General features: G+C 69.4%; 21 protein-coding genes and 3 riboswitches. Of the genes, 15 read left to right on the top strand and 6 right to left on the bottom strand.

The genetic code is table 11. The features are described from left to right. Nucleotides 1-31: 31 nt before the first annotated feature. Together ACIA5C_RS38765 and ACIA5C_RS38760 are read left to right on the top strand one after the other, a co-directional pair. Complete coding sequence (locus ACIA5C_RS38765; RefSeq protein ID WP_396064248.1) at nt 32-805, top strand: DUF4230 domain-containing protein; 774 nt, start codon at nt 32-34, stop codon at nt 803-805. A gap of 563 nt (nt 806-1,368) precedes the next feature. Further along, nucleotides 1,369-1,797, top strand: a complete 429-nt coding sequence (locus ACIA5C_RS38760; protein WP_396064246.1) for a hypothetical protein — start codon at nt 1,369-1,371, stop codon at nt 1,795-1,797. An 862-nt stretch (nt 1,798-2,659) separates the two neighbouring features. On the opposite strand, the gene ACIA5C_RS38755 is transcribed toward ACIA5C_RS38760, so the two are convergent. Both ACIA5C_RS38755 and ACIA5C_RS38750 read right to left on the bottom strand, forming a co-directional pair. Continuing rightward, nucleotides 2,660-3,712: a phosphoribosylaminoimidazolecarboxamide formyltransferase gene (locus tag ACIA5C_RS38755; RefSeq protein WP_396064244.1), complete on the bottom strand. Its 1,053-nt coding sequence runs from the start codon at nt 3,710-3,712 to the stop codon at nt 2,660-2,662. A gap of 15 nt (nt 3,713-3,727) precedes the next feature. Then, nucleotides 3,728-3,813, bottom strand: a riboswitch (ZMP/ZTP riboswitch). A 5-nt stretch (nt 3,814-3,818) separates the two neighbouring features. Then, the gene (locus tag ACIA5C_RS38750; protein WP_396064242.1) at nt 3,819-3,998 is read right to left on the bottom strand and encodes a PspC domain-containing protein; all 180 of its coding nucleotides are present in this window, start codon (nt 3,996-3,998) and stop codon (nt 3,819-3,821) included. 241 nt (nt 3,999-4,239) lie between these two features. Between ACIA5C_RS38750 and ACIA5C_RS38745 the strand changes: the two genes are divergently transcribed. From ACIA5C_RS38745 to ACIA5C_RS38715, 7 genes are all read left to right on the top strand, one after another. Further along, nucleotides 4,240-6,117 carry a DUF5941 domain-containing protein gene (locus tag ACIA5C_RS38745; protein ID WP_396064240.1) on the top strand — a complete coding sequence of 626 codons (1,878 nt, stop codon included), beginning with the start codon at nt 4,240-4,242 and terminating at the stop codon, nt 6,115-6,117. Then, entirely contained in the window at nt 6,114-8,369 is a 2,256-nt protein-coding gene (locus ACIA5C_RS38740) for a CDP-glycerol glycerophosphotransferase family protein (RefSeq protein ID WP_396064238.1), read from the top strand. The genes ACIA5C_RS38745 and ACIA5C_RS38740 overlap by 4 nt, the downstream gene beginning before the upstream one ends. 144 nt (nt 8,370-8,513) lie before the next feature. Then, nucleotides 8,514-9,815 (top strand): ABC transporter ATP-binding protein, encoded by a 1,302-nt coding sequence (locus ACIA5C_RS38735; RefSeq protein WP_396064236.1) that lies wholly within the window; start codon nt 8,514-8,516, stop codon nt 9,813-9,815. Between the two features lie 110 nt (nt 9,816-9,925). Beyond that, the gene (locus tag ACIA5C_RS38730; protein WP_396064234.1) at nt 9,926-10,807 is read left to right on the top strand and encodes a hypothetical protein; all 882 of its coding nucleotides are present in this window, start codon (nt 9,926-9,928) and stop codon (nt 10,805-10,807) included. A gap of 153 nt (nt 10,808-10,960) precedes the next feature. Next, nucleotides 10,961-11,377 (top strand): ATP-binding protein, encoded by a 417-nt coding sequence (locus ACIA5C_RS38725; protein ID WP_396064232.1) that lies wholly within the window; start codon nt 10,961-10,963, stop codon nt 11,375-11,377. A 91-nt stretch (nt 11,378-11,468) separates the two neighbouring features. Next, nucleotides 11,469-12,209, top strand: a complete 741-nt coding sequence (locus tag ACIA5C_RS38720; RefSeq protein WP_396064229.1) for an HAD family hydrolase — start codon at nt 11,469-11,471, stop codon at nt 12,207-12,209. 51 nt (nt 12,210-12,260) lie between these two features. Next, nucleotides 12,261-14,633, top strand: coding sequence for a glycoside hydrolase family 65 protein (locus tag ACIA5C_RS38715; protein WP_396064227.1), 2,373 nt, complete (start codon nt 12,261-12,263; stop codon nt 14,631-14,633). A gap of 37 nt (nt 14,634-14,670) precedes the next feature. Here the strand turns inward: ACIA5C_RS38715 and ACIA5C_RS38710 are convergent, their stop codons facing one another. Continuing rightward, nucleotides 14,671-15,717, bottom strand: a complete 1,047-nt coding sequence (locus ACIA5C_RS38710; RefSeq protein ID WP_396064225.1) for a coiled-coil domain-containing protein — start codon at nt 15,715-15,717, stop codon at nt 14,671-14,673. Between the two features lie 5 nt (nt 15,718-15,722). Then, a riboswitch (cyclic di-AMP (ydaO/yuaA leader) is annotated at nt 15,723-15,863 on the bottom strand. Nucleotides 15,864-16,048: 185 nt separating this feature from the next. After that, nucleotides 16,049-16,194, top strand: a riboswitch (cyclic di-AMP (ydaO/yuaA leader). Here ACIA5C_RS38710 and ACIA5C_RS38705 point away from each other — a divergent pair. Next, nucleotides 16,192-17,208 (top strand): coiled-coil domain-containing protein, encoded by a 1,017-nt coding sequence (locus ACIA5C_RS38705; RefSeq protein WP_396064223.1) that lies wholly within the window; start codon nt 16,192-16,194, stop codon nt 17,206-17,208. It overlaps the preceding riboswitch by 3 nt. Nucleotides 17,209-17,244: 36 nt before the next feature. On the opposite strand, the gene ACIA5C_RS38700 is transcribed toward ACIA5C_RS38705, so the two are convergent. Continuing rightward, nucleotides 17,245-18,018 carry an ABC transporter ATP-binding protein gene (locus ACIA5C_RS38700; RefSeq protein ID WP_396064221.1) on the bottom strand — a complete coding sequence of 258 codons (774 nt, stop codon included), beginning with the start codon at nt 18,016-18,018 and terminating at the stop codon, nt 17,245-17,247. Then, entirely contained in the window at nt 18,011-18,907 is an 897-nt protein-coding gene (locus ACIA5C_RS38695) for an ABC transporter permease (protein ID WP_396064219.1), read from the bottom strand. Before ACIA5C_RS38695 ends, ACIA5C_RS38700 begins: the two co-directional genes overlap by 8 nt. Before the next feature lie 186 nt (nt 18,908-19,093). Between ACIA5C_RS38695 and ACIA5C_RS38690 the strand changes: the two genes are divergently transcribed. From ACIA5C_RS38690 to ACIA5C_RS38670, 5 genes are all read left to right on the top strand, one after another. Then, the gene (locus ACIA5C_RS38690; RefSeq protein ID WP_396064217.1) at nt 19,094-19,708 is read left to right on the top strand and encodes a TetR/AcrR family transcriptional regulator; all 615 of its coding nucleotides are present in this window, start codon (nt 19,094-19,096) and stop codon (nt 19,706-19,708) included. Between the two features lie 49 nt (nt 19,709-19,757). Next, nucleotides 19,758-20,537 (top strand): GNAT family N-acetyltransferase, encoded by a 780-nt coding sequence (locus ACIA5C_RS38685; RefSeq protein ID WP_396064215.1) that lies wholly within the window; start codon nt 19,758-19,760, stop codon nt 20,535-20,537. A gap of 2 nt (nt 20,538-20,539) precedes the next feature. Continuing rightward, a complete protein-coding gene (locus tag ACIA5C_RS38680) occupies nt 20,540-20,662 on the top strand; it encodes a hypothetical protein (protein WP_396064213.1) in 123 nt (40 codons plus the stop codon). A gap of 40 nt (nt 20,663-20,702) precedes the next feature. Further along, nucleotides 20,703-20,966 (top strand): hypothetical protein, encoded by a 264-nt coding sequence (locus tag ACIA5C_RS38675; RefSeq protein WP_396064211.1) that lies wholly within the window; start codon nt 20,703-20,705, stop codon nt 20,964-20,966. Between the two features lie 129 nt (nt 20,967-21,095). Next, nucleotides 21,096-21,650, top strand: a complete 555-nt coding sequence (locus ACIA5C_RS38670; RefSeq protein ID WP_396064209.1) for a hypothetical protein — start codon at nt 21,096-21,098, stop codon at nt 21,648-21,650. Nucleotides 21,651-21,673: 23 nt separating this feature from the next. Here ACIA5C_RS38670 and ACIA5C_RS38665 read toward each other — a convergent pair whose 3' ends face one another. Beyond that, on the bottom strand, nt 21,674-23,230 hold the full coding sequence (locus tag ACIA5C_RS38665; RefSeq protein WP_396064207.1) for a diguanylate cyclase: 1,557 nt from the start codon (nt 23,228-23,230) through the stop codon (nt 21,674-21,676). Between the last annotated feature and the right edge of the window lie 61 nt (nt 23,231-23,291).

Here is a 23,291-nt window from a genome sequence, read left to right as displayed (position 1 = left end):
AATTGTCGTACGCGTCTTCTACCTTTGAGTCATGGCAAACTCACCGGATGTCGAGGAACCGACCAGGGAGTACCCGGTCCCCGACGAGGCCGCCGGTCCCGCCGTTCCTCCCCCCGCCACCCCGACCGCTGACGACCCGACCGCCGACTCGCCGAGCCGCCCCAGCGGCTTCGCCCGGCTGCTGATCTTCACGGCGTTCGTCTTCGCGCTGATCGTCGCCGCCTGCCTGGGGCTCCGCGCGGTGCACGTCCTGCCCAGCTTCAGCAACCCGTTCGCCGGCAAGACCACCGACCGCAGCCAGCCGGTCCTCCTGCAGTCCATGCGCGACCTGAGCCGTTACGTCGCCGCCGACGGCACGTTCCAGGTGATCGTCGACCTCCAGCAGGACAAAAACAACATCCCCGACTTCCTGATCAACGACCGCACCCTGTTCGTCGGGTCGGGCACCGTCGAGGAGTACGTCGACTTCGGCGCGCTGAGCACCAACGCCCTCAAGGTCGACGACACCAAGAAGTCGGTGACGATCACGCTGCCCCCGCCGCAGCAGTCCACGGCCGCCCTCGACATGAACAAGAGTTACGTCGTGGCCGAACAGCGGGGCCTGCTCAACCGCATCGGCGACGCCTTCAAAAACAATCCCAACCAGCAGCAGAAGGTCTACCAGCTGGCCCAGCAGCGGATCACCGACGCGGCCAAGGGCAGCGGCCTCGACCAGCGGGCCCAGGCCAACACCGAGAAGATGCTGGAAAGCCTCTTCACCCGCCTCGGCTTCACCTCGGTCTCGGTAACCTTCACCAACCCATAGCCCTCACCCGCCCACCGGAGCTCGCTCACCTTGGGCTCCGGCCCACCTCACCGCCCGGCCCGTCGCACACCGTGCCGTTCCGTCCAGCCTCCTGGCCAGCGCGGTCTTGGCCGAGCGCGCGGGCCCTCGATGCTGGCGGCCGGTGCAGGGCGGGCGTGGTGCGCGGGCGAGGACGGCTTTGGTCGGACGCGGTCTCTTGATCCAGGCGGCCCTTTCCGGGTGGTGTGGTGCGCGGGCGAAGTGGCCTTGGCCGAGCGCGGCCTCGTGACTCGGGCGCCGGTTGTGGGCGGCCGGTTGTGGGCGGGGGGTCCGCGGGCGAGGTGGCCTTGGCCGGACACGGGCTCTTGATCCTGGCCGCCGGCTCCGGACGAAGGTGACCTTTCAGGCAAAGCGACGACAGTCGTTCGAGCGAACGCGGCCTCGGATGAACGCGGCTCTCGGGAACGTGACCCGCGGGCTCTCGCCGTGAGTGCCTTGCGCAAATTACTCAGGCGGCTTCCGGCCGACGCGGGCTCAGGTCAATTCGGTCGCACTGTGAGCTGCGGCGTCGTACGTTGCCGGTCATGGACGCCTTCGAGTCGCTCATGGCCGAGGTGATGACTTGCGCCGACCGCTTCGGACACCGCGAACACCTGCACCTGGCCTGGCTTGCGGTCCGCCGCCACGGCCCCTCGGCCGCACCCGACCTGCTCGCGGCCGGCATCCGCCGCACAGCGCGCTACGCCGGCGCCCCGCAGAAATATCACGCCACCATGACCCAGGCCTGGACCCACCTGGTCGCCCACCACGTGCCGGAGGGCCCCGACGACTTCGGCGCCTTCCTGCAGCGCTTCCCCCGGCTCCTCGACAAGCGCCTGCTGACCGCCCACTACTCCAGCTCCCGCCTGGCCTCCGCCGAGGCCCGCGCTTCCTGGATCACGCCCGACCTGGCGCCCTTCCCCACCACACCGGAATCCCCGCAGCCAGGCACCACCCCTTCCGAAGGCCCGTAAACCAAGCACAGTGTCGGCGCCCACCGGCCCGGACCGGTCACCGACCAGAGCCCGGTCCCTGAGTCCACCGACGACGGGTTGCGACCGATCCCGTGGCTGCATCCGCGGAGCGCCGGCGTCGAGACGCCACGCCGGACACAGACCGGTGGTCGGCGCCGAGGTTGCCTGCCGGCTCCGACACAGGCGCCGAGGTCGCGGCATGGTTTGAGCCAGCGGCGCGGCTCCTCGGTCTTCCCTGGACGTGCTCGAGGTGGCGGGGGTGGAGCCCGGTCCACCGGGGTCCGGGGAACGAGCCGCGGTCCGGGGAACGAGCCGCGGTCGGACCGGGACGCACGCGGACCGGCGAGGCCGGGTCGCGGCAGAGACCGAGACCGAGGCCACGGCCGCCCGACGAAGCCGTCCCGCAGTGCGAGAACCGCGGCTCAGACCCGTGAGCCCCCCGGCCGTCGCCGAATCCCCTGGAGACTTTGAAGCGGATTTCGGCTGGGCTTGAGGGTGGGGGGAGGCGCGCTGACGCCGGTTTTCCCTGAGGCCGTGGAGCGGGCGAGGCTGAATCGGGACTGACGCCGTTGGAACGGGGCCGGCCGTGACCAGGGCCGAGACTGCTGCCGAGAGTTCGGGCGGACCTCAGCCGGCTAGGTGAAGGGAAGACGGCGGCGATCTGACGCCGGGCTCGGCTGTCGATGTCGGCGACGCCTTCGCGGCGAGTAACTCCGCGCAACCCGAAGGCGGCCGCCTGCCCCGCTCCAACAACTGAGCGCAACCAACGCCGCACCTTGAGCGGCAATGCTTCGGTGGCCGGTGAGGTGACGCCCTCAGCCGACGGCGATTACCGCGGCATGGACGGCCAAACGGAGCGTTGTCAATGCCGGAAGAGTCGCTGCCCGGTCTGGATCAACGAGATGCCCCGGCGGCGGCATTCGGCGGCGATTTCGGGGGAGCGGGCCGACCCGCCGGGCTCGGCGATGGCGGAGACGCCGTGGCGGTGAGCTTCGGCGATGTTGTCGGTGAACGGTAGTGCGCCGTCCGAGACGAAGGCTATGCCGTTGAGCCGGGCCAGCCAGGCGGACGGATCGGGGACCGCCTGGGCGGCGGTGAGCTGCGCGTTTACCCGATCGTGGATGCGGGTGGCCGGCGAAGCAGGCACTGACGGATGTCGCCGCAGCCACCAGGTGTCTACCTTTGATCCGGCCAGCGCCGTGCAGTCGATGCGGGACTGTTGTCCGGCCGCTACGCCGAGGGCCATCCCGTCGGTTACGTAGACCACCGAGTTGGACTGGGTGTAGCGGGCGATCACCGCGCCGAGGAGCAGGTCCCCGGACAGCGGTGGAAGGGGGAGGTCGACCGGCTGCGTGATGCGGAGGCCGTACACCTCGCGGACCTCGATGGGCGGCGGTGTGAACGAGGGGTCGGCCTCGAGGATCAGGAAACGGCCGTTCTTCTTGGCGGCGAGCGCGGCCACGACGCCCGGTTCGAAGCCGGGGGCGATGATGCCGTCCGACACGACTTCGCGCAGGAAGGCGGCCAGTTCGAGGTCGACCGGGTGCGAGACGGCCACGAAATCGCCGTAGGAGCTCTTCGGATCGGCGTCCCGGGCGCGCACATAGGCGCTGGTCAGGGAGCCGACGTGGCCGGGGTCGAGGCGGTAGGCGGCGGCCATCGCCGGGTCGATCCGGCCGGCCACGGCCGCGCCGGCCGGGGAGACGTGCTTGAAGGACGCCGCCGAAGGAAGACCGAGGGCCAGGGCGGCCTCGCGGACCAGCTGCCAGCTCCCGAGGGCGTCGAGCAGATTGACGTACGAGGGAAGCCCGCTGACCACCCGCAGGGGCGCCGCTCCCGGCTCGACGGGTGCCCAGGTCGCGGGGGTCTGGTGAGGGTTGATGCCGTAGCGGAGCACCCCGACGTTTTCCAGCACTGTGCCTCCAAGTTACGGAGGCACCCAGGCGGTCGGCACCCGACAAATCGGCCGGGCCGCTCCCCGGTGGTGCTCCACCCTCGCCAGTCGCGGCCCGGCACCGACTCTACTCGTTGGGCATCAACGCCCAGAGGATCAGATAGATGATGAACTGGGGCCCGGGGAGCAGGCACGAGACAACGAAGATGAGGCGCATCACGCCGGAGGACACTCCGAAGCGGCGGGCCAGGCCGGAGCAGACCCCGGCGATCCAGCGGTCGTTGCGGGGTCGGGCGAGGCGGGTCACGGTCACCACTCCTTCAGGCTCGGCCGCGGCGGGCGCCGCGACCTGATTCGACGGTATGGGCGTCCGGCCGCCCTTCCCTCGATCTGGAGGTGGAGATCGGCGACCGGATCCCCGTACGGGTGACCCGTACCCCCTGAGCACCCGCTGTTAAGCTCTCTTTCAGCTCCCAACCCTTAGATTTCCCGCGCCGATTTTCATCAGACATGTCGGGCGGGCCGAGGAGGCAAGCGGTGATGCTGGGGTGACGCTGGCCGTCCTTTACGCCGGTCCAGGCAACTCCCTCGATCCCGCCGACGCCGTCCGGCTGGCCGACGATCTGACCGCCGCTCTGCGCGCGGCCGGCGCGTCCGAGGTCGACCGGGTGACCGTGGGGAGCGAGATGGCGACGCTGGCACGAGACGAACCGGTGCTGTTGTGCGCCGACAACCTGGTCGCCCACCCGAGTCTGTTGTGGACACTCGCTACCGAGCCGGCCGGGCGCACGACGGCGCTGGTCGTCCCCGACCCGTCCGGTGACCTGCGCGACGACCGGGGCCGGGTGGTGCCGGCGGCCGACGGGACGGGCACGGCCCGGTTCGCCGGAGCCATCATGATCGCCCCGGCCGATCTGCCGGTGCTGGCCAGGTCGGCCGGGCAGATGCGGTCGGCCGACGATCTGCTGCCGGCTCTGCTGGCCAACGGCCTGGTGCCGATCGCCACTCCGGTCCGTCTGCTGCACGCCGAGCAGGTGCGCACCACCGAATCGTTGAGAAAGGCGCAGGCCGCGGTCGCGGGGATCGACGAGGACCGGGCGCGCCTGCGGCTCGCGGTGAAGGAGAAGGACGACTTCTTCACGACGTACGCGGTGAGCTCCTGGTCGCCCCGGGTGACCAAGATCGCCGCCCGGTTGGGTCTGACCCCGACCGCGGTGACCGGGTGGTCGGTGCTGTTCGCGGTCGCCGCCGCGCTCTGTTTCTGGCAGGCCTCGCGCCCGGCGATGATCCTCGGCGGCATCCTGCTCTACCTGGGCTTCGTGCTGGACTGTGTGGACGGTCAGCTGGCCCGCTACACCCGCACGTTCAGCACGTTCGGCGGCTGGCTCGACACGATGGCCGACCGCGCGAAGGAGTACGCGGCCTATGCCGGTCTCGCGGCCGGCGCCGACCGCATCGGGCTGCACTACGCGTGGCCGCTCGCGATCACCGCGATCCTCATGCAGACCGTCCGGCACATGACCGATACGTGGTACGGCGCCCTGCACGACGAGGCGGCGTCCCGGCCCCGCCCGCAGGCCATGGGTGGGGTGGGCGCGAAACTGAGCGCCGCCTCCAACCGGGTGCAGGGCGACACCGGCTCGGCGGCGTACTGGCTGAAGCGAATCGTGGTCTTCCCGATCGGCGAGCGCTGGGCCCTGATCGCGCTGCTGGCGATCTTCACCGACGGGCGGGTCGCGCTGACCGCGGTCGTGGGTTGGGGTGCGCTGGCCTTCGCGTACACCCTGGCGTTGCGCTCTCTGCGCTCGCTCTCGATGAAGGTCGGTGTTCTCGACACCGTCGACACGATGCGGCACCGCGACGACGGCCTGCTGACGCGCCGGGTGCTGTCGCGGGCCGGACTGCCGGCCCCGCTGGCGGGTGCGGCGCTCGGTGTGGTCGGCGCACTGGGTCTGGTCGTCGTGGCCTTCGCCGGGGGGCCGGCGCGGCCGCTGCTCGCGGTTGCGGCCCTGTTGATGCTCGCCGCCGGTGCGGCCGCTCGGGCGCGGCACGGCGGCCCACTCGACTGGCTGGTGCCGGCGGCGTTGAGGGCCGGCGAATACCTGCTGGTCGTTGCGGTCGGCGTGATCGGAAAAACGCCGCCGCCGGTGGTGTTCCTGCTCCTGTTCCTGCTTGCGCTCCGGCACTATGACTTGACCGCGCGGATGGAGAAGGGCGCCCCGGCGGGAACCGGTGGCTCGGCTGGGCTGGGCTGGGACGGGCGCGTGGTGGTGCTCGCGGTGGCCGGCCTGACCAGTTGGGCCACGCTCGGTGAAGCGCTGCTCTGCGCCGCGGTGGCCGTCTCCTTCCTCGACAAGATGCGCCGAGATCGGGGCCTGGACGCGAACCGCCGCGCCGTCGGCGAAGCGGCGGGAGTCCGGGCGTGAAACTGCTCAGCATCGTTCTGCCGGTCTACAAGGTTCAGGGTTACCTGCGCCAATGCCTCGACTCGCTGCTCGAACAGTCCTATCCGGACTTCGAGATCGTTGCCGTCGACGACTGCTCGCCCGACCGCAGCGGCGAGATCCTGGCCGAATACGCGGCCCGCGACCCCCGCGTCCGCGTGATCACAGCGCCGGAGAACCTCGGGCTCGGCCGGGCCCGCAACCTGGGCCTCGAGCACGCTAAAGGCGAGTACGTCTGGTTCCTCGACAGCGACGACTGGCTTGCCATGGGTGCGCTCGCCGCGGTCGTCCGGCGCCTGCAGGAGACCGGCGCCGACCTGCTGATCGCGGGTTGGGACCGGGTGCACTGGAACGGCAAGGTCGACGCCGGCACGGCCAAGAAGCTGCTGTCCAAGGCGCCGGAGACGTTCACCGCCGAGCAGTGGCCGGCCGTGCTCGACGTGCTGCACGTGGCGTGGAACAAGGTGGTGCGCCGTGACCTGCTGACGCGGCTCGGGCTGGAGTTCGAGACCGGCTGGTACGAGGACGTCTCGTTCACCTATCCGCTGCTGGTCGCCGCCGACCGGATCACGACCCTGCCCCGCACGTGCGTGCACTATCGGCAGCGGCGCACCGGGGCGATCACGCGTACGGTGGGCGACCGGCATTTCGAGGTCTTCGACCACTGGGAGCGGGCGCTCGAACTGGCCGGCGACCCGGGTAACGACCTGAAGGGCCGGCTGTTCCGCCGGATGATCTGGCACTACCTGCAGGTGCTGCGCCACGAGACCCGGGTGCCGGCCGCCTCCCGCCGCCGATTCTTCGCCCGGATGGCCGAAAACTATCAGCGTTTCCGGCCGCCGACGGGCTTCCCGGAGCCGTCCTCCCGGCTCGAGCGGCTGCGTTTCGACCTGGTCGGCCGCGGTTCCTACCCGGCGTTCCGGGTGACCGACGTGACGTTGCGCCGCGCCCGCCAGGCCCGGCGTGGCCTGCGCCGATGGAAGCGCCGGGCGAAGCGGCCGATCATGCAGGCCCGCCAGGGCGTCTACCAGCTTGCCTACCATGCGATGCGCCGGTTGCTGCCGATCGACCAGTCACTCGCGCTCTACGCGGCGTACTGGTACCGCGGGGTGACCTGCAATCCGGCCGCCGTCGCGGCGAAGGCGGCCGAGCTCGCACCGCAGGTGCGGGCGCTCTGGGTGGTCGGCCGGGGCCGCGCCGCGAGCGTGCCACCGGGCACCGGATACGTGGTCTCCGGCAGCTTCGCCTATTACCGGGCGATCGCCCGGGCCCGCTACCTGATCAACAATGTCAACTGGCCCAACCATCTGATCAAGCGGCGCGGCACCACCCACGTGATGACCCATCACGGCACGCCGCTGAAGATGATGGGGATGGACCAGCTCGACCATCCGGCGAGCATCCGCGACACCGACTTCGCGGCCCAGATGCGGCGGGCCGACCGCTGGGACTACAGCGTGTCCGCTAATGCACACACCACGATTGCCTGGGAGCGGGCCTATCCGTGCCGCTACGAGACGCTCGAGGTCGGTTATCCCCGCAACGATCGGTTGGCGACGGCCACGGCCGCCGAGGTCCGGGGCGTACGCGAGAGGCTTGGTCTAGGGCCCGGCCGGCGGGTGGTCCTCTACGCCCCGACCCACCGCGAGTGGCTTCCGGCCGGGCAGCCGGTCCTCGACGTCGAGCAACTGGCCGAGATGCTCGGGCCGGACACGGTGCTGCTGGTGCGGGCACACTATTTCAACGTTCCGCCACCTTCGGCCGGCTCTGTGGCGGCCGGCTCTGTGGCGGCCGGCTCTGCGGCGGCCGGCACCGCGGCGGCCGGGTCCAAGGCAGCCGACTCCGTTCCGCCGAGCAGCGCCGGCATCGTCGATGTCTCGGCCTATCCGGTGATCGAGGATCTGTACCTTGCGGCCGACGTCATGGTGACCGACTATTCATCGGCGATGTTCGATTTTGCGGTACTCGATAAGCCGATTGTGGTTTTCGTTCCGGATTGGCAGGTCTATCAGGAACTGAGAGGCACGTACTTCGATCTCCTCGCCGAACCGCCGGGTTCGGTGGCCGTCGATTTCCGGTCGTTGCGGGAAATTTTCGATCTGGGCACGTACGCCGGACCGCAAGCCACCAGCGCGCGAGCGGCATTTCGCAAGAAGTTCTGCTACCTCGACGACGGGGGTGCGGCCGAGCGGGTGGTGCGCAAGATCTTCTTTAAGTCCGGGTTAACGGCCTGAGCTACTGTGAGCGCTTGATCACTCTGCGCAAATGGCACGTTCACCCGATGGCGGCATATCGATACTCCTCGTCAAGGTAGGCGTCGGGTCGCGGTCCGTAATGGGACCGGGCTCACACACGCAATCCCCTGCAGGAGGTCGACGGTGTCCACCGTCTCGCTCAAGGACGTCACCAAGATCTGGCCGGACGGCACGGTCGCCGTCAACAACGTCAGCCTCGATGTGAATGACGGCGAGTTCATGGTGCTCCTGGGTCCCTCCGGATGCGGGAAATCGACAATTCTGCGGATGATCGCCGGCCTGGAGGATCCGTCCGAAGGGGACATTCTTCTCAACGGAGAACCGGTTTTGGAGGTTCCCCCGCGCGACCGCAGTATCGCGATGGTTTTTCAGGACTTCGCCCTTTATCCACATATGACGGTGGGCGACAACATCGGCTTTCCGCTGAAACTCTCGGGCGTCGAGCACAGCCCTCGGCTCGAGCGGGTCGGCGACATCGCCAGCGCGCTCGGCATCGGCGACGTGCTCGCCCGTAAGCCCAGCCAGCTCTCCGGCGGCCAGCGCCAGCGGGTGGCGATGGGCCGGGCGATCGTCCGCCGCCCCGGCCTCTTCCTGATGGACGAGCCGCTCTCCAACCTCGACAGCGGCCTGCGGGCCGAACTGCGGGCCGAGATCACCAGCCTGACCACCGAGCTGGGCGTCACCACCATGTACGTGACCCACGACCAGGCCGAGGCGCTGACCATGGCCGACCGCGTGGCGATCATGCGTAAGGGCGTGCTGCAGGACGTGGGCACGCCGACCGAGGTGTACGGCCGTCCGGCCACCCTCTACGTCGCCGCCTTCCTCGGCGCGCCCCGGATGAACCTGCTCGAGGCCCAGGTCTACGTGCATCTCGACCGCTACGTCGCGCTCAACTTCGGCGAGCAGGCGCTCTACCTGCCCTGGAGTGACCTCCGGGCGCGAACGGTGGCGCACTTCCACGGCGAACGGATCGTGGTCGGCATGCGGGCCGAGGCGCTCACCCCGGTCGCCCCCGATTTCCAGGGCGACGTGCTGCACGGCCGCATCCGCTACCTCGAGCACCACGGCCACGAGTCGCTCGCCTTCCTCGACATCGGCGCGACCGCGATCGTGGTCGACGAACTGGCCGGCAAGGCGAGCCGCGACCCGATCGAGAGCACCGGTGCGCTGCGGCGGTTCGGCGGTGCGCTGCAGCGCCTGACCGGCCGGGGCGGCGCGGCCACTCTGGAGCAGGGCGAGCAGGAGCGGGCCAGCGTGCTCAGCGACTCCGGCCGGCACGCCCGCCGCCCGGCCGAGCTCGGGGTGCGGTTGGCGCCCTACCCGGCGATCTCGCCCGGCAACTCGCTCTCGGTCGCCGTACGCATGGACTCGCTGCACTTCTTCGACGATCGCGGATATCGGATCGACGTCGGCTGGCGCTGATCAGGCACTGATTCGACCGGGTTCTTCACAGACTTGCATCGATGGCCTAGTGTTCCGCCCACACGACGGATCGATACCGTATCGACGTGGCGTGACTCGAGGAGGGCACCGTGGCTAACTCGTCCGGTCTGCTGGTGATCGAACGCATCCTGCGCGACCGACAGGGAATCTGGCAGCAGGTGGTCGAGGACCGTGGTCTGCCTCGGCTCACCGTCCAGATGCTGATCAGCTCGGGTATCGCGCTCGCCGTCTACGGTGCGGTGCTCGGCTCCTTCCACAGCGCGCTGATGGCGCTCACCTCGGCGGTCAAGCTGCCACTGCTCTTCCTTGTCACGCTGGCCATCTGCCTGCCGACGCTCTACCTGTTCAACCTGGTTTTCGGGGCCCGGCTGTCGATCCGGCAATCGCTGGCGCTGGTCATGGTGGCGCTCACGGTCACCGCAATGCTCGCCCTCGCGTTCGCGCCGATCAGTCTCTTCTTTCTGATCACGGCGCCCAACTACGCGTTCTTCAAGCTGCTCAACGTGGCGATCCTGGCGTTGTCGGCGCTGGTCGGGCTGCGCTTCCTGACCGGCGGCATGAAGGTGCTCAACCAGCACGGGCTGCTGTCGGCCACTCCGGACCGGCCGGTCGAGGCTCCGGTGTCGCCGGCCGTTACCGGGCCGGCCTTTGCCGCCCCGGCCGTTACCGGGCCGGCCGCGGAGAACCCGGCGGCCAACGGCGCCCAAGCGGCCCCGGTGGCGGTCGCCCTGGCGCCGCACCAGCACCCGCAGCCGTTCCCGCACCCGCGTCCGGTCCGGCAGAGCGAACCCACGCCGCCGAGCATGACCCTGCTCTACATCTGGATCCTGCTGTTCGGGTTCGTCGGCACCCAGCTCGCCTGGACCCTGCGCCCGTTCTTCGGCAGCCCCGGCAAGCCGTTCAGCCTCTACCGGGAGATCGACGGAAACTTCTACGCCGAGGTCTTCCGCACACTGTCGCATCTCTTCTGAGGGCGATCGCGGGCGCCTGCTGCCCACGCGGCCGTTCACCGCGTAGGCTGCACCACGGTGGAGGACAGCTTGAGTCAGAGCGTGCGCTCGGTCCCCGGCAGGCAGCCGGGAGGGTCCGTCGCACCCACGCTCGGCGCCCCTCTCGATGGTGACTTGATCGACCGGCGGTTCGGCCGGGAAGAGATCACAATGGTCCGGCACGAGGTCACGAGCTCGCTGACCGCCGTCGGGCTGACCGGCGACCGGCTGCACGGCTTCGTGCTCGCGGTCAACGAGGTGGTCACCAACGTCGTCCTGCACGCCGGCGGTCAGGGGCGCATCACGCTCCGGGTCGCCGGCGACTCGGCCTGGTGCACGGTCACCGATTCGGGGCCCGGCATCCCGTCGCCCTATCTGTCCAGCCCGGAGGCGCCGGGGGCGTTCGAGGTCGGCGGCCGCGGCATCTGGCTGGCCTATCAGCTTTGCGACGAAGTCACCATGGCGACCGGCCCGATCGGCACGACGATCGGCCTGCGCATCGCGCTCGACCTGCCCTTCAGCGGACGGCCCGACGGACCCGCGGTGCGCTGAAACAGCATCTTGAACGGCATGTGAAGCACCGAGCAAGTGTGAACCCGCCCTTCCGGGCTCGCGGACTGCGCCGTGCGACTACATTGGGCCAGTGCTCGGACTTCCCGCCCCAGTGACGGCATGCCTTTTCGATCTTGACGGCGTGCTCACCCAGACCGCCGCGGTGCACAATGCCGCGTGGAAACAAACGTTCGACACGTTCCTCAAGACGTGGTCGGAGCAGCACGAGCAAGCTTTCGTGCCGTTCGATTCCGGCGCCGACTATCACAAATATGTCGACGGCCGGCCGCGCGCCGACGGCGTCCGCACCTTCCTGTCCTCTCGAGGCATCACCCTGCCCGAAGGCACCCCCGACGACGGCACCGACCAGGAGACCGTCAACGGCATCGGCAACCGTAAGAACCTGCTCGTCCTGCAGAAGATCAAGGAAGGTGCGGTCGAGGTCTACCCGGGCTCGGTCGACTACCTGAAGGCGGTCAAGGCCGCCGGGCTGCGCCGGGCCGTGGTCTCGGCCAGCGCCAACTGCAAGGACGTGCTCGAGGCGGCCGGCATCGACGGCTACCTCGAGGCGCGGGTCGACGGCGTCGTCGCCCGCGAGCAGCATCTGCCGGGCAAGCCGGCTCCCGACACCTTCCTCTACGGCGCGAAGCTGCTCGGCACGCCACCGGAGCAGTGCGTCGTGTTCGAGGACGCCCAAGCCGGCGTGGCCGCCGGCAAGGCCGGAGGTTTCGGGTTCGTGGTCGGGGTAGACCGTGGGGGTAACGCCCAGGGGCTGGCCGACAACGGTGCCGACATCGTCGTGCAGGATCTCTCCGAACTTCTCACGCGCTGAGCGCGTACTCCTGACGTCTTTTCTGTCTTCTTTCCTTCGAGAGGCACCACCGTGATCCGTGAACGGGCATATCCCGTCGACCCCTGGCACATCCGGGAGACCCGACTCGACCTGGACCTCCTGGCCCAGTCCGAGTCGGTCTTCGCGCTGGCCAACGGTCACATCGGGATACGCGGAAACCTGGACGAGGGCGAGCCGCACGGCCTGCCCGGCACCTATCTGAACTCGTTCTACGAGCTTCGTCCGCTGCCCTATGCCGAGGCCGGCTACGGTTTCCCCGAGTCCGGCCAGACGATGGTCAACGTCACCAACGCCAAGCTGATGCGGCTGCTGGTCGACGACGAGCCGTTCGACGTGCGCTACGGCGACCTGCGCTCCCACGAGCGCGTGCTCGACCTGCGGGCCGGCACCCTGGAGCGCACCGCCGAGTGGGTCTCCCCGTCCGGCCAGGCGATCCGGGTCCGCACCATCCGGCTGGTGTCCTTCACCCAGCGCGCCGTCGTCGCGTTCCTCTACGAGGTCGAGCCGCTCGACGCCTCGGCCCGGCTGATCCTGCAGTCGGAGCTGGTGGCCAACGAGCAGCTGCCGCCGATGAGCAAGGACCCGCGGGTCGCGGCGGTGCTCGACCACCCGCTGCAGGCCGAGGAGATGCTCGAGCAGAAGGCCGGCGGCCTGCTGGTGCACCGCACCAAGGCGAGTGATCTGCGGATGGCCGCCGCGGTCGAGCACCTGATCGAGACGACGGGCAAGCACCAGGTCACCACCGAGGGCCATCCGGACTGGCTGCGCACCACGGTCGCCTGCAAGCTCGAGCCGGGACAGAAGCTGCGGGTGGTCAAGCTCGCGGCGTACGGCTGGTCGAGCAACCGCTCGCTTCCCGCCGTGCGTGACCAGGTCGGCGCGGCGCTGGCCAGCGCCCGGCTCGACGGCTGGGAGGGTCTGCTCGAGGCCCAGCGCGAATATCTCGACGCGTTCTGGGACCACTCCGACGTCAAGGTCGAGGGCGACCCCGAGGTGCAGCAGGCCGTCCGCTTCGGCCTCTTCCACACGCTCCAGGCGGGCGCCCGGGCCGAGCAGCGGCCGGTCGGCTCGAAGGGCCTCACCGGCCCGGGCTACGACGGCCACACGTTCTGGGACGCCGAGACGTTCGTGCTGCCGGCTCTGACGTACACCCAGCCGTCGGCGGCCGCCGACGTGCTGCGGTGGCGGCACTCGACACTCGACCTGGCCCGGGAGCGGGCCCAGACGCTCGGCCTGCAGGGTGCCGCCTTCCCGTGGCGCACCATCCGGGGCGAGGAGTGCTCGGCCTACTGGCCGGCCGGCACCGCGGGCTTCCACATCGGCGCCGACATCGCCGACGCGGTGCGCCGTTACATCCAGGCCACCGGCGACTACGACTTCGAGCGTGAGGCCGGCCTCGAACTGCTGGTCGAGACGGCCCGGCTGTGGCGCTCGCTCGGCCACCACGACCGGCACGGCCGCTTCCACATCGACGGCGTCACCGGCCCGGACGAATACACGGCCGTGGTCGACGACAACATCTACACCAACCTGATGGCGCAGCAGAACATGTTCGCCGCGGTCGAGGCGGCCAAGCGTCACCCCGACCTGGCCCACAAGTTCGGGGTCGACGACGAGGAGATGGCCTCGTGGCGGGACGCGGCGGCCGCCGTGCACATCCCGTACGACCGGGAGCTCGGGGTGCACCAGCAGTCGCAGGGCTTCACGCGGCTGCAGGAGTGGGACTTCGAGAACACGCCCCCCGAGGCGTACCCGCTGCTGCTGAACTACCCGTACTTCGATCTGTACCGCAAGCAGGTCGTCAAGCAGGCCGACCTGGTCATGGCGATGTATATCCGGGGCGACGCGTTCACGCCGGAGGAGAAGGCACGCAACTTCGCCTACTACGACGCGCGTACGGTGCGGGACTCCTCGCTCTCGGCCTGCGTCCAGGCGGTGCTGGCGGCCGAGGTGGGTCACCTCGAGCTGGCACACGACTATCTGGGCGAGGCCGCCCTGATGGACCTGCACGACCTGCACCAGAATGCCCGGGACGGCGTGCACGTCGCGTCGCTGGCCGGCACCTGGATCTCGCTGATCGCCGGTCTCGGCGGCATGCGTGACTTCAACGGCCAGCTGTCCTTCGCGCCGCGGCTGCCCAGCCGCATCACCAATCTCGAGTTCTCGATGCTGTGGCACGGGCTGCGGCTGCGGGTCGACGTCTCCGCCGAGGAGGTCACCTACTCGCTGCGCAACGGCGGCGGGGCGGCCCGGCTGACGCTGGTCCACCACGGCAAGGAGATCGAGGTGACCCAGGTCAAGCCGGTCTCGGTGCCGATCCCGCCGGCCCCGCCGGTCGGTCCGGCGCCGAGCCAGCCGCACGGCCGGGCGCCGGTGCGCCGGGCGACCAGCAGCGCCAACTGAAGCAGGAAGGGCCCCGCGAAAACGCGGGGCCCTTTTTTTAAAGCACTGATACGTGCACGTGATCCTTGTGATTACTCACACCGTGATAGGCATGCCAGTTGCCGGTCGCCGGAAACCAGATCTGCGCGTACCAGATCACGTAGTAGATGCCGAGGCGGTCCGCGTTACGCACGAGGAACGCCATCAGGTCGTTGCCGTAGTTCTTCATGTCGGCGTTGTGCGCGACCGAGAACCCGCTCTTCTGCAACGACCAGTCGCAGGCCCGGCCCTTGGGGTGCTCGTAAGGCCCGCCGTCGCGATGGCAGCCGACGAATCTATTGAAGCCCGCCTTCTTCACCTCTTGGTAGAGATGGAGCATGCGCGGCGTGATGCATCCGTTGGTGGTCGGGTCGTTCACCGTGCAGGCCTCGGGGGAGAAGCCGCCCTGGGCGTTTCGCGGCGCGGGCGCGGCGACCGGCGACTTGGCGACCACGAAGCCCTGGGTCAGGCTATCGCCACCGACCAGCTGAAGCGCCTTGTCGGCCGACTCCTTCTGCTTCTGCATCGCCAGCAGGTTGGTCTGCTGCGCCTTGACCTCGGCGTCGAGCGCCGCCTTCTTGGCGTTGACCTCGTCGATCGCCAGGTCGAGGTCGTGCAGCTTGCGATCGTGCAGCGCGTTGATCTCCTCGAGCGAGACCGCCTTGGCGAGGAAGTCGTCCGAGTCGTCGGCGCCGAGCAGGAAACGGGACGCGCTGAGGCGGCCGGTCTCGTACTGCTGGGTCGCGATCGCCGCGACCTCGGGGGTGAGGGCGTCGCGCTTGGCCTCGGCGTCCTTGATCTGACCGGCCAGCGCCTTCTGCTGGGTGGTCGACGTGGCGACCGCGGCCTTGGCCTGCACGTACTTCCGGTTGGTGCTCTCCAGCACGTCGTTGAGGGTGGAGTTGTCGGAGAGCTCGTCACCGCCCTTCTCGTCGGGGGACGTCGACGTGGAGGAAGATCCGGAGCCGGGCTCGGCCTGCGCCGGGGCGGTGACGGCGGTCAGGGTGGCGGCCACTATCAGCGGCACCAGGGCGAGATTCAGCCACCGACGGTGTCTGACGGTCATGCATGTCCTTCCGGGTGGACCGCCGACCGGGTTAGCTGACGGGTTCGGGACGGAAGCGATCCCTACCGCTCGTCATCAAGCGGATGCACCCCAACGGAAAACCTGGGTCCCCGGCTCGCCTCGCGGCGATTAGGCGGTGTTCTGCCGTGCAGATTCCGGCGCCGAGTTTACCCGAGCAGCGAGAATGCTTCAGGGTTCGAAAAGGACAAAAGCAGTTACCGTACGGCGACATCTAGTAATGGTGGGACGCATAGTGACTGGACAATTGCTCTGCGTATCAAAACTATCGATCAATCGATGGCGTCCGGTATCGTCGGCCGCGGTCTTCGAATGGAGACCGCCGCCTAATCACCCTTCGGGGTGAGCCGGGGAACCACCTTTTACACCGGGGTGAATCCGCTCGACGAAGAGCGGTAGGGATTTCTTCCGTCCCGAACCCGTCAGCTAACCCGGCCGGCGGCACCACCGGAAGGAATGCCTGTGCTGCCGAAAACCATGGCCGCGATACTGGTCGCCCTCGTCGCGGCGACCGGACTCGCCTCGCCCGCCCGGGCCGCACCCGGATCGTCGGGCGACGACGGCGAGGGCGGCTCCAAGTCGCTCACCCAGCAACTCGACACGGCCTCCCGCGGCTACCTCGAGGCCCGGGACAAACTGGCCGGCTCCAAGAAGAAGCAGACCGACCTGGCCACCCGACTCCAGCGGATCGACACCGAGATGGCGCCCCGGCAGGCCGCGTTCGACCAGGTCGTGCAGGAGTCCTACCGGGCCGGTCGGCTCGGGCCGATGAGCGCGCTGCTGACCGCCAACTCCTCGGCCGGCTTCCTCGACCGGGCCCAGGTCCTGCAGACCGTGGCGGCCCGCCAGCAGAAGGCGATGCACGACCTGCAAACCGCCCGCGAGACTCAGGGCCGGGCCAAGGCGGCGATCGACGCGACCGTGCGCGACCAGCAGAAACAGGTCGCCGTGATGGCGGCCCGCAAGGCGCAGGCCGAGGCGGCGCTCAAGACGGCGAACGCCGGACAGGACGACCCGCAACCGGGCGACGGCGGTGGCAGTTCCAAGGCGACGTCGGTCAACCGGAACTCGGACGGGTCGCTGTCACCCGAGGGATGCACGGTCAACGACCCGACCACCGACGGCTGCATCACCCCGCGCATGCTGCACGCCATGCAGCAGGCCAAGTCGGCCGGATTCACCCACTACGTGGCCTGCTTCCGGCATCAGAACAGTGGCGAGCATCCGAAGGGCCGGGCCTGCGACTTCGCGGCCGACAAGGGCGGCTTCGGCGGGGTCGCGTCGGGCGCCAGCAAGGACTACGGCAACCGGCTGGCCAACTACTTCATCAACAACTCCGACGAGTTGGGCGTCCTCTACGTGATCTGGTTCCGGCGCATCTGGCTGCCCAGCAGCGGCTGGAAGGCGTACACGAAGGGCAACGGCGACCCGTCGAGCGAGCATGAGAACCACGTACATCTCTCGGTGCGATGAAACGCAGAAGGCCGGCCCATCGGGGCCGGCCTTCTCTCATTTATTGCTGAATTCCTCGTACATCCGCATGATCTCCTCGGTCGGGCCGTCGGCCCGGATCACGCCCGACTCGAGCCAGATGGTGCGTTCGCAGGTGTCGCGGATCGTTTGTTCGCTGTGGCTGACCAGGAAGACCGTGCCGGCCTCCGCGCGTAGCTCACGCACCCGCGCCTCGCTCCGCTTGCGGAACTTCGCGTCGCCGGTGGCCAGCGCCTCGTCGATCAGCAGCACGTCGTGCTTCTTGGCCGCGGCGATCGAGAAGCGGAGCCGCGCCGCCATGCCGGACGAGTAGGTCTTCATCGGCAGCGTGCTGAACTCGCCCCGCTCGTTGATGCCCGAGAACTCGACGATGTCGGCGGTGCGCGCCTTGACCTCGGCCGGGGACATGCCCATGGCGAGGCAGCCCAGCTCGACGTTTTTCTCGCCGGACAGGTCGTTCATCAGGGCCGCGTTCACGCCCAGGAGAGACGGCTGGCCGGCCGCGTAGATCGCCCCGCCGCGCTCGACCGGCAGCAGGCCGGCGATGGCCCGCAGCAGCGTCGACTTGCCGGAGCCGTTGCTGCCGATCAGGCCGATCGCCTCGCCGCGGTAGGCCACGAAGGTGACGCCCTTGACCGCGTGCACCTCTCGGATGCTCGCCGCGTTCTTCTTCGTCATGATCCGTTTGAAACTCGCCGCCGGGCTGTTGGCGCCGGCCGCCGAGGCGCCATGGATGCGGTAGACGATGTGTGCCTCGTCCGCGATGACGGTGGGGACGCGTTCCTCAGCCACGGCCGTAACCCTTCTCTCCGCGCCGGAAGTACAGATAGCCGCCGATGACGACGAACACGGTCCAGATGATGGCTTCGATCCACAGGTGCAGCGGCGGGCCGACCAGCTCGACGTCCTTCATCAGGGCGTGCCGGCCCAGCTCGATGAAGACCAGCAGCGGGTTGGCCTTGATGATGTCGATCTTCCAGCCGTGGAACCGGTGGGTGAAGTTGGTGACCGGGTAGATCACGGCCGAGCCGTACAGCCAGAACCGCATGATGAACGGGATCAGCTGCCGGATGTCGTGCACCTTGGTGCCCAGCCGGGCGACGAACATCGCCAGACCGCCGTTGAACAGCGACTGCAATAGGAAAAGTGGCAGCATCAGCAGCCACTGCCATCGGATCGGCTCGCCGCTGATCAGCACGATGGCGAGCAGGACGCTGAGCGAGGCGATCATGTTGCGGATCTCGATCAACGTGACCGCGATCGGCAGACTCGCCCGGGGGAAATGCAGCGCCCGGATCAGACCGAGGTTGCCGGTGATGGCCGTCACACCGTTCTGCACGACCGTCTGGCTGAAGCCGAACAGGAACACACCGATGCACAGGTAGGTGATGAAGTTCGACTGGCTGCGCCGGGTGTTGATGATGACGCCGAAGATCACGTAGTAGACGCCCGCGTTGAACACGGGGGTCAGGACCTGCCAGATCATTCCGAGGCGGGTCTCGCCGAGGGTGGCGATCGTCCTCGCACGGGCGAACGCGCCGATGAAATGCCGGTAGGACCAGATCTGCTTCGCGTACTCGATGACGCTGGGCATCCGGCCGGCCGAGCCCAGACCATTCCGCTGGGCCAGCTCCTTGAGCGGCAACCCGGTTTCGGAATCGGCAACCGCCGTCTGAGACATGGGGTGGTGCTCCGATCTCGTCGGACCGATGGGGGTGTCGGACCCAGGCTTTCTTCGCGGGAACACTAGAGCAGCATGACAGCCGACCGCCGTTCCCTGCCGATGAAACGCAGTCGTATCGACGTGGCGAGACTAACCGGCCGAACGGCGGAACGCAACCGTTACGTCCTGGCGTATAGTGATCGTGTGGCGACAGGCAAGCGTGCACCCGCCGGCGCGGCGGTGCTCCGAGGAGACATCACCGCAGCAATCCGCAACGCCGTGATGAACGAACTGGCCGAGGTGGGTTACGGCCGGCTGTCCATCGAGGCGGTCGCGCGCCGGGCCGGGGTCGGCAAGACTGCGATCTACCGCCGGTGGAGCAACAAACTCGAGATGGTCCTCGAGATCGTCTCCGACGTGGCCGGGCGAGCCGTCCCGCTGCCCGACACGGGCAGTTTCGCCGACGACCTCGAACTGCTGACGATGATCGTAAGCCGTGCGCTCCAGCACCGGATCGCGTCCCAGATCATCCCCGACCTGATGGCCGAGGCGGCCCGAAACCCGCAGATCGCCGACACCCTCCAGAAGGCGCTGCGCACCCACCAGCAGGCGGTCGGCGAAAAGCTGGTCGGCCAGGCGGTGCGGCGCGGCGAGCTGCCCGAAGGCACCGATCCGGAGGTCGCCGTCGACCTGATGCTGGGCCCGCTCTACTGGCGCCTGGCGGTCGCCCGCACCCCGCTGCCCGACGGTTACCTCGAGAGGCTCCAGGCCGCGGTGATCGGCGCGCTGCGCGCCTCGGCAACCGACCGGCACCCCTGACAAATATTCGGGGCTTCGGTGGGCGCCGGCGAGGGTTAATGTGCGGCGCATGCCGATCACTGAGGACTCTGACGGGGCGGTGCTGAGCGACGGCCACGGGGTGCCGGTGGCGCGGTTCACGTGGCGGGACGAGGGCGGCGAACGGGTGGCCCTGAAGTTTCGGCCCGGGCCTTCGGTGACGGCCGACCGGGCGGCGGGGCTCGCGGTGCGGGAGCTGGCCGGGCTGCGGATCAAAAGTAACGACGAGGAGGCGGCCCGGGCGCTGATCGGCGCCGGCTGCACGCTCGTGCGGGCCGCCACCGACATGCATCGCGGGTTCGACGAGCCGATTCCCGCGGTGTCGCCGGCCGACGGGTGGACGATCGTGCCGCACGACTGGGACGACGACCTGACGACGGCCCTCGCGGCCGCCTACGCGCAGCGCGACCATCCGGACCGGGCCGACGGGATCGACCGGGTCGGCCGGCTGCGGTCGCTCACCGAAGGGGAAAACGGGCTGATCGTCCTGCCAGGGGCCACGGGCCGCCTCAAAGACCCCGGCGGGCGCAGCACGGGGCAGGTGTTCACGGTCGGTCCGGTGCCGTGGGGCAGCGCGCCGACGGCCTGGGTGCTCGACCTTTCGGTCAGCCCCGATGGGCAGGGCCGGGGGTTCGGTGCGGCTCTCCTGGCGTACGCGATGAGCGGGACCCGCCAAGCGGGCCTGACCGTCGTGGGGTTGACCGTGACCGACGGCAACCCGGCGCGGAGGTTGTACGACCGGATGGGGTTCCGGCCGGTGCTGCGGCACTTCGAGGTGCGCGCTCCGCAAGCTCCTGCTGACACACTGTGACGATGATCGATTGGTTGAACAGTGCGGCCCTCACCGTGTTCGGGGCGCCGACCACCTGGGCCGAGGTGCTCGGGTTCGCGACCGGCCTGATCACGTGTGGCTGCTGGTGCGGCAGCACCTCCTGAACTGGCCGCTCGGCATGCCAGCACCGACCGGGTCGACGCGGTGTTCTCGTCCGAGGCGTACGGGATCGAGCTGGCCTCCCGCTTCCACGCCGAGCCGGTGATCGTCGGCCTCGATCGGGCGCAGGTGCCGGTTTCCGGCACGGCGGTGCGCGCCGACCCGGTCGGCAACTGGGACCACCTCGGGCCGGGCGTCCGAGCCTGGCTGACCCGGCGGGTCGTGGTGGTCGGCGCCGAGTCGACCGGCACCACCACGACGGCGCGGGCGCTGGCCCGGCTGTTCCGGCTGTACGTCATGAGGTGCTGACCGGAAGCCCCACCTATCGTCTCCGCGCCGCAGTGGCGGCGACCGACGCCCTGCTCGCGCGGGGTTGGTCCTTCGCGCCCCCGCTAAGCCCTGGGTCGTCTGAGCCGAAGGGGGAGTAGAGGGGGACGGATGCGGCTCAGGGTGGTGGCTTTGTCGGCGTCGCTGCTGGTCCTGAGTGGGTGCGGAGCGCCGGGTGGCGTCGCGGGCGCGTCCGCCTCGGCCGGCGTCACACCCTCGCCGGCCGCCCCGTGGCTGATCGACGTGAGCGCCAACCCGGCACCGAGCCTCGGCAACCCGGTCAGCCTCCGCCCGTCGAGCGGCCTGCCCTGGTCACCGCTGCCGAGCGCCACCACCTGCGGCATACCGTGGCCGACCGACGAGCGGGTGCTGATCCCGCTGATCGTGACACCGGGGGCGGGCTCCCTGAAGGTGCAGTGGCCCTCCTGGTACGGCCCGGACTACCGGGTGGCCGCGGTCGACCAGAAGCTGGTCACCGGCACCCAGCCGGCACCCACCTGGGTCAACGTCACCGCCGGCACCGGCTGCACGGTCACCGCTACCCTGACCGGCCTGATCTCCGGCAACCCGTACGTGGTCTGGCTGGACGCCCCCGACACGCCGCGCCGCCTCGACAACTCCCGCAGCCTCTACAGCGGTCGCTCCGCCGTGGTCCGCCCGCTCTGAGCCGGCCGGGTGCCGGCTCGGTGTCAGGCGGCGATCGTGTTGCGGCCGCTGTATTTGGCGGCGTAAAGGCGGTCGTCGGCGTGGCGGAAGAGGGCCTCGCCGCTCATGCCGTCGGTGAGTTCGGCCATGCCGACGCTGACCGTGAGGCGGACGCCGGGAAGGATGTCGGAGCGCGCCACCGCCGACCGGATGCGCTCGGCGACCTCGCGGCCGACGGTCAGGTCGCCGCGCAGGAAGACCGTGAACTCATCGCCCGCATAGCGGACCGGCACGTCCTCGGTGCGGCAGTGTGCCCGCAGGATGCGGGCCACCTCGCGCAGCGCCCGGTCGCCCACCGAGTGCGAGTACGCGTCGTTGATCGCCTTGAAGTGGTCGACGTCGACCAGCAGCAGGATCAGCGGGGCGCTCAGCCGGTGCGAGTCGATGCGGTCGAGCAGCAGGTCGAAGCGGCGCCGGTTGCCGAGGCCGGTGAGCGGGTCGCGCATCACCTCGCGCTCGGCCCGGGCGCGGGCCGCCTCGACCTCTTCGCGCTGACGGGCCTGGCGCAGCATCGCCAGCCGCTGCAACCGCACCCGCCACAGCTCGCGGGTCTGGCCCTCGACCGCCTCGAACAGGTCGCGTCCGGCCCGGCCGCCGTCGAGTTCGAGGGCGTTGAGCGCCATCTCGAACCGGATGATCGTCTTTTCGTCGGGGCGGGCGCCGAAGTTGCACAGCTCGCGGGCGGCGACGAACTCGGTGCGGGCCTCGTGTGGGGCGCCCTGCGCGCGGAGGCTGATGCCGATCGCGAGGTGGGCCATCCGGGCGTACTGGAAGTTTTCCGCCTGCCGCAGCGGCAGCACCGCCTCGCGGCCCAGTTTTTCGGCCGGCACCACGTCGCCCAGCTTGGCCAGGGCCAGCGCCAGCATCGCGGCGCTGCCGAAATCGTCCGGGCGCTGGTCGACGTGCCGCCGGGTGAGGGCGGCGCTGCGGCGTAGCCGGTTGGCACCCTCGTCGTGCCGGCCGACGTGGGCCAGCCGGAGTCCCCAGTAGAGCAACGTCACGGCGTGCACCAGCTCGAAGCTGGCGTTGGCGACGCTGAGCTTCTCGTAGGTGGTGGCGGCGGTCTCGTACATCTCGGCCGCGTTGGCCGCCTCGGCGAACGAGCAGAGCGCCGAGATGCGCCGATCGGGGTTGCGGTGCGGGAGGTCGAGCAGCACCGCGGCCCGGGCCAGGTTGCGCATGCCGTCGACGTAGCGGGTGCGCAGCACGTCGAACTGGGCCAGGTCGCACAGCGTCTTGGCCTCGCCGAGGGCCGAGCCGGCGACCCGGTGCATGCGCAGCAGTTGCTCGCCGAGATCGGTCGCCTCTACCAGGCGGCCCATCTTGAGGTTGGCGTACATCTTGCCCTGGATGAGGAACGGGACGGTCCTGGTGTCCCCGGTTGCGCGGGCGATGCCGAGGTAGGCGTCGGCGGCGGCGATCGCCTCGTGGCAGCGGCCGGTGTTGGCCATCTGGTGTACTCGGAGCGCCAGCAGATGGAGCGGCCCGAACACCGTGATCGGCACCGGGAGCCGTCCATCCGACTGGACCTCACCATCCATGGTCCCAGTATCAACAAAAGCGACCAGATCAACTATGGGTGACGGCCGGGCATTACCGGCA

Origin of the sequence: Actinoplanes sp. NPDC051343 (assembly GCF_044455125.1) — a bacterium.
Taxonomy (GTDB): Bacteria; Actinomycetota; Actinomycetes; order Mycobacteriales; family Micromonosporaceae; genus Actinoplanes.
Note: the sequence above shows the minus strand (reverse complement) of the source record. Positions and strands in the feature narration are given on the sequence as shown.

Bases quoted from the DNA above. Each gene is read 5' to 3' on its own strand.
- ACIA5C_RS38765 (WP_396064248.1), top strand. From the start codon at position 32: ATGGCAAACTCACCGGATGTCGAGGAACCGACCAGGGAGTACCCGGTC.
- ACIA5C_RS38760 (WP_396064246.1), top strand. From the start codon at position 1,369: ATGGACGCCTTCGAGTCGCTCATGGCCGAGGTGATGACTTGCGCCGAC.
- ACIA5C_RS38710 (WP_396064225.1), bottom strand. From the start codon at position 15,717: ATGACCGTCAGACACCGTCGGTGGCTGAATCTCGCCCTGGTGCCGCTG.
- ACIA5C_RS38705 (WP_396064223.1), top strand. From the start codon at position 16,192: ATGCCTGTGCTGCCGAAAACCATGGCCGCGATACTGGTCGCCCTCGTC.
- ACIA5C_RS38695 (WP_396064219.1), bottom strand. From the start codon at position 18,907: ATGTCTCAGACGGCGGTTGCCGATTCCGAAACCGGGTTGCCGCTCAAG.
- ACIA5C_RS38685 (WP_396064215.1), top strand. From the start codon at position 19,758: ATGCCGATCACTGAGGACTCTGACGGGGCGGTGCTGAGCGACGGCCAC.
- ACIA5C_RS38680 (WP_396064213.1), top strand. From the start codon at position 20,540: ATGATCGATTGGTTGAACAGTGCGGCCCTCACCGTGTTCGGGGCGCCG.
- ACIA5C_RS38670 (WP_396064209.1), top strand. From the start codon at position 21,096: ATGCGGCTCAGGGTGGTGGCTTTGTCGGCGTCGCTGCTGGTCCTGAGT.
- ACIA5C_RS38665 (WP_396064207.1), bottom strand. From the start codon at position 23,230: ATGGATGGTGAGGTCCAGTCGGATGGACGGCTCCCGGTGCCGATCACG.